The 10,163-nt window shown below is 41.0% G+C and carries 9 protein-coding genes and 1 pseudogene; 1 reads left to right on the top strand and 9 read right to left on the bottom strand.

Features of this window, described 5'->3' with window-relative positions; all coding sequences use genetic code 11:
• Positions 1–124: 124 nt before the first annotated feature.
• Both H5180_RS23000 and miaE read right to left on the bottom strand, forming a co-directional pair.
• Positions 125–811 (bottom strand): annotated as a pseudogene (locus tag H5180_RS23000) (DUF3369 domain-containing protein); the annotation flags it as partial.
• A gap of 199 nt (positions 812–1,010) precedes the next feature.
• The gene (gene miaE / locus H5180_RS22995; RefSeq protein WP_182732574.1) at positions 1,011–1,781 is read right to left on the bottom strand and encodes a tRNA isopentenyl-2-thiomethyl-A-37 hydroxylase MiaE; all 771 of its coding nucleotides are present in this window, start codon (positions 1,779–1,781) and stop codon (positions 1,011–1,013) included.
• Positions 1,782–2,032: 251 nt separating this feature from the next.
• Between miaE and H5180_RS22990 the strand changes: the two genes are divergently transcribed.
• Positions 2,033–2,632, top strand: a complete 600-nt coding sequence (locus H5180_RS22990; RefSeq protein WP_145241488.1) for a Yip1 family protein — start codon at positions 2,033–2,035, stop codon at positions 2,630–2,632.
• 114 nt (positions 2,633–2,746) lie between these two features.
• Here the strand turns inward: H5180_RS22990 and purF are convergent, their stop codons facing one another.
• The 7 genes from purF to H5180_RS22955 all read right to left on the bottom strand — a co-directional run.
• Positions 2,747–4,273 (bottom strand): amidophosphoribosyltransferase, encoded by a 1,527-nt coding sequence (purF, locus tag H5180_RS22985; RefSeq protein ID WP_145241490.1) that lies wholly within the window; start codon positions 4,271–4,273, stop codon positions 2,747–2,749.
• Positions 4,274–4,291: 18 nt separating this feature from the next.
• Entirely contained in the window at positions 4,292–4,786 is a 495-nt protein-coding gene (locus H5180_RS22980) for a CvpA family protein (RefSeq protein ID WP_054206292.1), read from the bottom strand.
• Between the two features lie 61 nt (positions 4,787–4,847).
• A complete protein-coding gene (locus tag H5180_RS22975; RefSeq protein ID WP_182759225.1) occupies positions 4,848–5,486 on the bottom strand; it encodes an SPOR domain-containing protein in 639 nt (212 codons plus the stop codon).
• A gap of 11 nt (positions 5,487–5,497) precedes the next feature.
• Positions 5,498–6,763: a bifunctional tetrahydrofolate synthase/dihydrofolate synthase gene (gene folC, locus H5180_RS22970; protein ID WP_182759224.1), complete on the bottom strand. Its 1,266-nt coding sequence runs from the start codon at positions 6,761–6,763 to the stop codon at positions 5,498–5,500.
• 25 nt (positions 6,764–6,788) lie between these two features.
• Positions 6,789–7,664 (bottom strand): acetyl-CoA carboxylase, carboxyltransferase subunit beta, encoded by an 876-nt coding sequence (accD, locus tag H5180_RS22965; RefSeq protein ID WP_182759223.1) that lies wholly within the window; start codon positions 7,662–7,664, stop codon positions 6,789–6,791.
• Positions 7,665–7,824: 160 nt separating this feature from the next.
• Positions 7,825–8,619 carry a tRNA pseudouridine(38-40) synthase TruA gene (gene truA / locus H5180_RS22960; protein ID WP_145241498.1) on the bottom strand — a complete coding sequence of 265 codons (795 nt, stop codon included), beginning with the start codon at positions 8,617–8,619 and terminating at the stop codon, positions 7,825–7,827.
• A 178-nt stretch (positions 8,620–8,797) separates the two neighbouring features.
• Positions 8,798–10,163: FimV/HubP family polar landmark protein (locus tag H5180_RS22955; RefSeq protein ID WP_310736524.1), on the bottom strand; the 1,366-nt coding region annotated here is incomplete at its 5' end.

Raw genomic sequence — 10,163 nt, 5'->3', positions numbered from 1 at the left:
CTGCTGGCGAGGGTCGTCAATTGATTCGAAATATTTAAATAGTTGAATATCAGGCATGGGGGCTCCTTAAAAAGGAGTATAAGATCATACTTTTAAGTCAAGGTAAAGTTCGTGATCTTGCCCTGCCATTAAAGCAGCCGTTAGTAGTCAGAATTACAGCACCAGCATCTTTGTCTAGATTACTTGAGCAAAGGATGCCGCCTCCCTCTGATATTTTTAAAATATTACTTAGCTCTTGCAGCACTGCAGCAGAGTATGAGCCCATATCATGTTTGCTATTAATGCTCCTTGATGCATCTAGCACAAGTTGCAAACCTTGTTTAGCGGCTTTTATTTGCGAAATATATTGCCAAGTTCGCATATTACTATTAACGATTGATTCAAGCTTTTGTGCAGAAATGTCAGACTTATTCCAGTACTCATCAATATCGAGCATTTTCATCACATCGGTTTCAGGGGCGAAACCGGGCTGCCCTGTTAGTAACACGATACGCATTTCAGCGTTGCCAATCACTTCTCTGATGGTATTAACCAAACGCAGTCCGGAGTCATCTTCTTCCATAACCACATCGATAAAAACAAGTGCTATATCTGGGTGCATACTTAAAGCAAGCGCAGCTTCTGGTACTGAGTTGGCCGCTAATAACTCATATTTGTAGCCTTCTTTGGCCTTTAATTCTTTTAAGCTATTAATTAATGCGTGTTGATAATCGAGATCATCCTCAACAGTTAAAATTTTCCATACTTTAAGGTCGGTATTTACTAACTCTTCCTCAGCAGAAAATACAAATAATCCCTCATTCTCATCCATATATACCCACCAAAATAATAATAGCAATGGTCTTTCATTTACAATGCATTGCAAAGCAATAAAATAACTGATAAATAAAAATTTAACTTGCTTTAAATATTAGGTGAGAGTTTTTGATGTGTCTAATTTAAAAACACTTTTGATAATAAAGTATGTGCTACAGCATGATTTGAAAAGCTGTTGCACATGTTGGTGTTCGTTAAGCGCTTTTATTTACCGGCGTACCACTGTGAAACTTAAAATCGTCATCACAAGATGTAATTAACTGCGCTTCAATTTCACCAAACTCTTTAACCCGCTCGGTAATATCAAAACCAGCAATTTCTTGGGCAAGAGTTAAATAGTCTTGGTAATGGCGTGCCTCAGAGCGCAATAACGAAATATAAAAATCACCTAAACGCTTATCTACATGGGGTGCAAGCGCGGCAAAACGCTCGCACGAACGAGCTTCGATGTAAGCACCGACTATGAGCTTATCGACCAGTGCATCTGGCTCAAAGGTTTTTACATGTCTTAGCATACCCTTAGCATAACGACACGGCGTAATACTTTGATACTCAATACCGTACTCATCCATGATCTCTAATACTTGATAAAAGTGGTGCAGCTCTTCTTTGATCAACATCACCATTTTATCAACCAAATCTTGCCCATAAGCTGAATCAGATTTTGGGATCACTGCTTTAGTCAGTTTGTTTTTAGCCGCAAGATCGCGCCAATTCCCTTCACGTTTGTATATCAGCGTTTCAAACGGCTTTAGCCACTCAAGCAAGGCATCGCTGCTTTGTTTATCCACAGCATATTTACGAATTAAAAACATCGCAGATTGCGCGGCTTTAAGCTCACAGATGAGATGATCAATTAAAATAACCGCTAGGTTTTCTTTTTTAGTGGCTTCATCAATCCACCCTAAAGGGGTTTCACAACGTAAAAATTGCTTAATCGGTTCTAAAAGTTTGCTATGTGGCACGAAGGGAGTTGCTCATCAGTATCTATCATTAAGAAAATGATTTTATCATGAAAAATGACTGATAATAAAACAAAGCTGGGGGTTTGATTAATTAAATAACCCGAACTCTAGTTAAATATATCCCCGCTGATTTTTTTGCTTTCGTCTCTCATTGGTGTTTCTTGACAAGACCCCATTACTGAACCATAACTTAATACAAGCTGTATAAAAATAAAACAGCGAACTAATTCCTTTTCATGGGGCACACAATTATGATACTAAACCATCTTTGGGGCATATATGCCCATCCACTCGAAGAGTGGCAAACAATAGATAACCGCCACGAGAGCTTAACATATAGCCTATCACATATATTACTGATAGCGTTGTTTCCATCTGCAATGGGTTATTACTCATCGGTTTATTTAGGCTGGAGTATCGGGGCTGGTAATCCGGTATTTTTAACCCACGATAGTGCAATACTGATTGCTGCAGCTATGTATGGCGCTTTAATTGTGGGTGTGTTTGCGCTGGCTTATTTAGCACATTGGATGGCTGTTACTTTTGGTGCAGAACCAACCTTTACCCAAACCTTAGAACTTGCAGCGTATACTTCAACACCAGTATTTATGTCTGCACTAGCGGCATTTTGGCCAGAGCTATGGTTTGTTGTATGTGTGGGTTTGGTCGCTTTAGGCTATTCGGTCTACTTACTGTATACCGGTGTGCCCATTTTGATGCATATACCGCAAGAGCGTGGCTTTATTTACGCAAGCTCTGTGGTAACTTGCGGACTAATTTTACTGGTGATTATTTTAGCTGTCACCGCCATATTGTGGACCAACGGTATCGTAAGTCCAACCTTTACATGATACCTAGTTCAACGTTAGAAGCTGTAAAATGTAGTATAAAGTAGTGTTATTATTTTCTTTCCTTCGCAAAAAAGGAGCTAAATTTAGCTCCTTTTTTATTTCGCTAGGCAGAGATTAATCTGAGCCGTTTTCTTCTTGATTATGTAACTCTAAACCAGAAGACATGGCACTTTCACGACTACTTTTTGCCGAATCATTACGCAGCTGTTCAATACGATTCAAATAATTCTGATCGATACCACCGGTAATATATTGGCCATCAAATACTGATGTTTCAAATCGTGTAATTTCTGGGTTTTCCTGCGCTACGGCAGCAATCAAATCAGGTAACGATTGGAAAATCAAACCATCAGAGCCAATGCTTGCATTGATATCTTCAACTTCACGTCCATGGGCAATCAACTCAGCCGCAGATGGCATATCAATACCATACACGTTCGGAAAGCGAATTTCAGGTGCAGCAGAAGCAAAGTAAACGTTTTTAGCACCAGACTCACGCGCCATTTCAACAATTTGTGCTGAAGTAGTGCCACGTACAATCGAGTCATCAACTAGTAATACGTTTTTACCTTTAAACTCACGGTCAATTGCATTGAGCTTTTGACGTACTGACTTTTTACGCATTTCCTGACCAGGCATGATAAACGTACGGCCAATGTAACGGTTTTTAACAAACCCTTGGCGATATGGCAGATTAAGTACGCGGGCGATTTCCAATGCCACATCACATGATGTTTCTGGGATTGGAATAACAACATCAATATCTTTATCAGCCCATTCGCGAGCAATTTTTTCGCCAAGCTTAGTGCCCATATTTACACGTGTAGCGTAAACAGACATGCGATCGATATTTGAGTCTGGACGTGCAAAGTAAACAAATTCAAAGATACATGGCGAATAAGATACTTTATCTGCGCATGTTTGTGAGTAAAACTCACCGCCTTCAGTAACATATATCGCTTCACCAGGAGCGACATCACGCACAAATTCAAAACCATCAGTTTTTAACGCAACGCTTTCAGAGGCAAACATATACTCAGTGCCATTTGCAGTTTCACGTTTACCAAACACTAATGGACGAATACCATTTGGGTCACGAAACGCGATAATACCATGGCCAATTACCATAGCGATGGTGGCATAACCGCCTTGAACTTTATTTATAACTTCGGTGATACCGTTAAAAATATCTTCAGGGTCAAGATGTAGTTTATTTGGTTTACTTAATTCATGAGCCATGATGTTAAGTAAAATTTCAGAATCTGAGGTTGTGTTAACGTGGCGACGTGCTTCACAGAACAATTGCTCTTTAAGCTGCTCTGCATTGGTTAAGTTACCGTTGTGTGCTAAAGCAATACCGAACGGTGAGTTAACATAGAACGGCTGCGCTTCAGACGAGCTAGAAGAACCTGCTGTCGGATAGCGTACATGGCCGATACCAATAGTGCCTTGTAAACGCTTCATATGACGGGTGTGAAATACATCTTTCACTAAGCCATTTGCTTTGCGTAAACTAAAGGTGTTGTTTTCAATGGTAATGATGCCCGCGGCATCTTGGCCACGGTGTTGCAAAACAGTTAAGCCATCATAAATCGCCTGATTTACAGGAGATGTTCCGACTATTCCAACGATACCACACATGAAATTTTTCCTCGCCGATTAACGGTTGACCGAATTTAAAAAGCTAGAGTTATTTTCGAGGTATGAAAAAAACCACTCAACAACAAAGCCAAATTCTGGGATCAAAATAGAGTTACCCCACCAGTGCGTATTGGGTGCACCAGTAAAAGCATCAAGAAAGAAGAGTAACGCGCTCACGACCAACACGCCACGAAGTGCACCAAAGACAATGCCGAAGACACGGTCTGTGCCAGACAAACCAGTACGTTGTACAAGTTCACCTAGAAGGTAGTTTAACAATCCGCCTAACAATAGCGTCGCAAAGAATAATATGGCAATGGCCGCTGCATTTCTTAAAAGGGGTTCAGAAATACTTGTTAGGAATGATGCTAAATATTGGTAAAACAAGCTAGATATGATAAATGCGCCAGCCCACACAGCCAAAGACATTGCTTCTTTTATAAAGCCACGAATTAAACCGATAATAGTAGACAGTGCAATAATGCCAAAGATGGCGTAATCAACCCAGATCATATGAACCAACTAGTCGTTAATTTGGGGCGCATTCTATAAGAGGTCAGCACTAAATGCCAGATCATTTTGCTACTTCAAATTGGGTAACTTTTCCGTTAAGTTTAGTAAGTGCTTTTAATTCAGGGAGTTTGCTCTCAAGCTGGGCTTTATCAAGCGACGGACCCACAAAAACTTTGGTTAAAGTACCATTTGGTGTTTTAACTGGACGGGTAAAGGTTTTAAACCCTTTGTCACTTAGTTTAGCTTGTAGCGATTTTACATTCGCACTATGCGAAAAGCTCCCCAACTGAATTACATATGCCATTTTCGATAAATTTTCTTCAGGCTTACGTGATGGCTCAGACTTTTTTTCAACAGGTTGTGCTGTAGTCGTTGCTACAGTAGTTTGCTCAGTCGATGCTTCAACCATTTTTTTCGCTACTGGCGTCGTCTCTACAACTGCTTCAGAGGAACTTGAGAGTAGGTCATCATCTGGCAATATATCTTCCTCAGGCTCTTCGTTTGGCTGTTGTGCGTTAGCCACTTGATCATCTATTGAATCTTGCAAGTCAATAGTTGTGAACTCAGGACGTTCCGGAATGGCTTTAAAGCCTTCTTTGTAATGTACTTTTTCGCCATCAAGAATATTAGGAATAAACACGATAGCTGCAATCACCACAATAGTTGTGCCGACTAAACGATTTATAAAGCCTGAGTTCACCTGATTCCTCTCTATTTTTTCCAATAATTGATAGCAGCTGCAACAGTTAAGAAGGAGCCAAATATGATTAACACCGTCTTCTCATCAAGCTGTGGCAACACACCATCCAATGCGTCTGCAACTGTTTGATATTTTTCAATTGGCGCGCTTGTATGCACATTATCCATGGATTTAGCTAAATTCTCTACTTTATCGCCACGAAAGCAATTAAGTCCGGCTAAACACCACGCATCAACTACCGGGCTAACTTCATTTAATACAGCGACTTTGTCTTTATCAGCCAGCATAGCGACTAACGCATGAACTTTAAAGCCTTGATCTTGCAGGTTAGCTAACTTTTTAGCTAAATAGCGTGCAGATTCAGCATTATGTGCCACATCAGTATAGACCATAGGTTTGCTGCTTAGTTGCTGAAAACGCCCTTCAACAACTAAATTAGCTAAACAATCACGGATCAATGCCTCACTAGGTAATAAATCTAACACGGCTAATGTGGTTAGTGCCGTTGCCGCGTTTTGGCATGGGATTGATGGTTTAGTAAACTCAAAGTGATGGGCTTGATATTGCCAACTAAAACTTTGCGCATGCTCTTTAAATATAAAGTCTCGCCCAGATAAATGCATCACCGCGTTAATTTCATGACCGTAGTCGGTGACTGTGTGCGGTATATTTAAATCGCCGACAATGGCAGGTGTGCCGGTACGGAAGATCCCTGCTTTATCATAACCCACAAGCTCTCGCGTATCACCAAGGTACTCTTTATGATCTAGATCTATGGTGGTGATCACACTGGCAAATGGAGTAACAATATTGGTAGCATCGAAACGCCCACCTAAACCCACTTCTAACAGCACATAATCAACGCTATGGCGTTTAAAAATAGCCAGTGCGCCTAAGGTGCCATACTCAAAATAAGTCAGTGGCGTGTCACCGCGGCCTTGCTCGAGCAAGTAAAACGCATCAACATGAAATTGATCATCAAGCTCAGCGCCATTAATACGCACTCGTTCGTTATAATGAATTAAATGAGGAGATGCATAGGTACCAACCGAATAACCTTGGGCCAGCAGCAGTGATTCTAAACATCGGGCAGTGGTGCCTTTGCCATTGGTGCCGGCTATTAGAATAATTTTACTTGGGCTATCTAGTAAACCAATTGTTTTGGCAACTTTGGCAACGCGTTCTAAACCCATGGCAATATTTGCTGGGTGAACACTTTCTAAATAACAAAGCCAATCATCAAGGCTTGATGATTGGCTAGGAAGATTTTTTGTCATAGCGTGTGATCAGTAAAGCTGAAATTTACGCTACTCTATGCTCTTGTTCCGTAGAAGGCAAGTTCATAAATTTAGCTAGTATGCGGGCAAGTGTGTCACGCATTTCACGGCGATCAATAATCATATCGATGGCACCATGCTCGAGTAGAAATTCACTTCGTTGGAAGCCTTCAGGTAAGGTTTCGCGCACAGTTTGTTCAATTACACGAGGACCCGCAAAGCCGATTAATGCTTTTGGCTCCGCCACGTTGATATCACCTAGCATAGCTAATGATGCTGATACACCGCCCATAGTTGGGTCAGTCATTACTGAGATAAACGGTAAGCCTTGTTCGCTCATCTTAGCAAGTGCAGCACTGGTTTTAGCCATTTGCATAAGCGACATTAGTGCCTCTTGCATACGTGCGCCACCTGAAGCGGAGAAGCAAATTAGCGGCATGTTATACTCTAAACACTGATCAACAGCATCCACAAAACGTGCGCCAACAACCGATGCCATTGACCCACCCATAAATGAGAATTCAAATGCGACGGCGGCCACTGGAATGCCTTTTAAGCGTCCCTTCATCGCGACTAATGCGTCTTTTTCGCCACTTGATTTTTGTGCGGCGGCGATACGATCTGAATATTTTTTCGAGTCTTTAAACTTTAAAATATCTTTTGGTTCGTGCTGTGTGCCAAGTTCTTGGCGGTCGCCATCATCCAAAAAGTGCTCAAGGCGTTTACGGCCACTCACACGCATGTGGTGATTGCATTTAGGACATACATTGAGTGATTTTTCTAATTCAGCTTTATATAAAATCGAATCACAATCTGTACACTTTGCCCAAACACCTTCAGGGATCTCTTTACGAGCCGAAGACTTTGTTGTTTTAGGTAGGATTTTTTCTAACCAACTCATTTGCAACTCTCTTAATACTATTCTGTGCTTTGCTGCGTTCCTGCCAAATCATTATTGACAGACAAATTTTTTCAATTAAAACATGAATTCCACACAGGCGGTATAAAAAACTGGTCTTAGTAGTGAAATGCCTGCAAGGTTATGTTTAATTTATCACCAATTAACCATTCACATCCGTTAAGAATAAAGGGCCAAGTGGTGTCGACGGAATTTCAAACCGCGCCGGATAGTCAACATCAACTAAGTATAAACCTGCCGCCTTTGCCGTCGCACTGGCTTTGGCTCGCTCTTTTAAATCAAGTAACTCTTTTAGCCACACAGGTTGCTGCTTATGAATACCAATATCGGTTAAGCAACCGGTAATGTTACGCACCATGTGGTGTAAAAATGCATTAGCCTTAATATCAATAATCACATAACTGCCTTGACGCTCAACCGACAAGTGATGAATAGTACGTGTAGCAGTATTCGCTTGACAATGCAAAGCTCTGAATGACGTAAAATCATGCTCACCTAATAGATATTGACATGCTTCTTGCATTTTAGTTTCATCAAGTGGGTGATGAAAATGCGTAACGCCTTCATTTAATATTGCTCCTCGAAAGGCGTTATTGTAAATAACATAACGATAACGACGAGCAGTAGCACTAAAACGTGCATGAAAATCATCACTCACCGGTTTTGCATAGCGAATAGCAATATCTTTCGGTAGCAAGGTATTCATACCCATAGTAAATGCAACCATATCGCGTTCAGCATCGGTATCAAAATGCACCACTTGCCCAGTGCCATGCACGCCGGCATCAGTGCGTCCAGCACAGACTATTTCAACTGGATGATTACAAATACGCGAAAGCGCGGTTTCTACTTCTTGTTGTACGCTATTTACATGCGATTGACGTTGCCAACCACTATAACGGGCGCCGTTGTACTCAACTCCAAGTGCTACTCGCATAATTACTGCTTTACCTACTGTGCTAATGAACGGGGCATTTTATGCTATCTGACGCTGCAATAAAAGTGACTCTATACAAATTAAGCGCACAGCAGCCAAGCGACCTTTTTTCTATTGCTAAAAAAACGGGGAGTAAACTAAATTTACTCCCCGTTTTAACTATAAATGCAGAAACAACTTACAGTAATTTTGCTTTTAAGCTTTGTGCTTCTTCTTGTACTTCTTCGGGACCATTTGCTATTACTTCGTCAATAGCGTCAAGGGCTGCATCCATATCCCCTATTTCAATATAAGCACGTGCTAAATCAAGTTTTGCAGAATAACCGCCACTTTCAGCATCAACATCAGTTGGGTTATCTCCAGCAAGTAAGGCATCAAACTCACTTAATCCGACATCCATATTTACATCATCATAAGGTTCATAATCTAAGCTTGTATCATCACTTTGTTCAATCAAAGCATCAATATCGACGAATTCATCCGCAACGATGTCCTCATTTGTTGATGCATTTACGTCTTCACTTAATTGCTCAGCCGACGGCATATCATCAGGTACTGAAAGCTCTTCAAGTGTAGCAAGATCTTCACTAAGTAACGCATTGAAATCAACTTCAAACTCGCTGCTATCATCTATTTCTAAAGACTCAGGTTCAGCCAACTCACTAAGCAATGCATCAAAATCTGTTTGGGTGAGATCAGCCATAAAATCATCATCAAGCTGATCATCTGACAACGATTGTTCCAGTGGATCTTCAAGTTCAGTCGCGAAATCACTACGATATTCATCTTCTAACGCATCTGTAAGTTCATCTTCAACAACTGGTTCATCTTCAGCAACTAGTTCGTCTTCACTACCTAGCTCATCTTCAATAACCAGTTCGTCTTCAACAACTGTTTCGTCTTCAGCAACCGGCTCGTCTTCAGTAATCAGCTCATCTTCGATTAATAATTCATCATCAAAATCTTGCTCTAAACTATCTAAATCGTGGCCTCCCGCCATTGCATTAGCAAGATCTTGCTCAGCTTGACTAAGCTTCAGCTCTGGAGTACCTGGTTCTGACGTTTCCAGCTCAGTCTCATCGGCTAATTCTGCGTCACTATCAATCTCTTCATCATCGAGTTCAAGGTCTGGATAATCATCAAGCTCTAAACTTGGCGTTACTGTATCATTGCTAAGAGGTTCGTCTTCCAGTGCTAAATCAAATTCATCACCGAGTTCTTCATCTGCAAGCGGATCATCTCCCAGATCTATTTCAACTTCTTCGATATCATCGTTGAGCTCATCAACATCAGACCATTGTGGAGGCTCTACGTAATCATCTTCTTGCTGCAGCTCATTGAGTAAATCATCAACACTTTTTAGTGAAGGATCATTATATTCTTCGAGTAAATCATCTTCATCAAGTAAATCGTCGCTTGATTCTTCACTCGTTTGTGCAAATAAATCATCATCTAAACCTTCAAACTCTGATTCAAGTTCATCTAAAAGCTCTGGCTCTGCTTCAAGCTCTGGCTCTGCTTCAAGCTCTGGCTCTGCTGCAAGC

It is taken from the genome of Pseudoalteromonas sp. SR41-4, from assembly GCF_014163985.1.
GTDB classification, from domain to species: domain Bacteria; phylum Pseudomonadota; class Gammaproteobacteria; order Enterobacterales; family Alteromonadaceae; genus Pseudoalteromonas; species Pseudoalteromonas rhizosphaerae.
The sequence above is the reverse complement of the archived record's forward strand: the minus strand, read 5'-3'. Positions and strand labels throughout refer to the sequence as shown.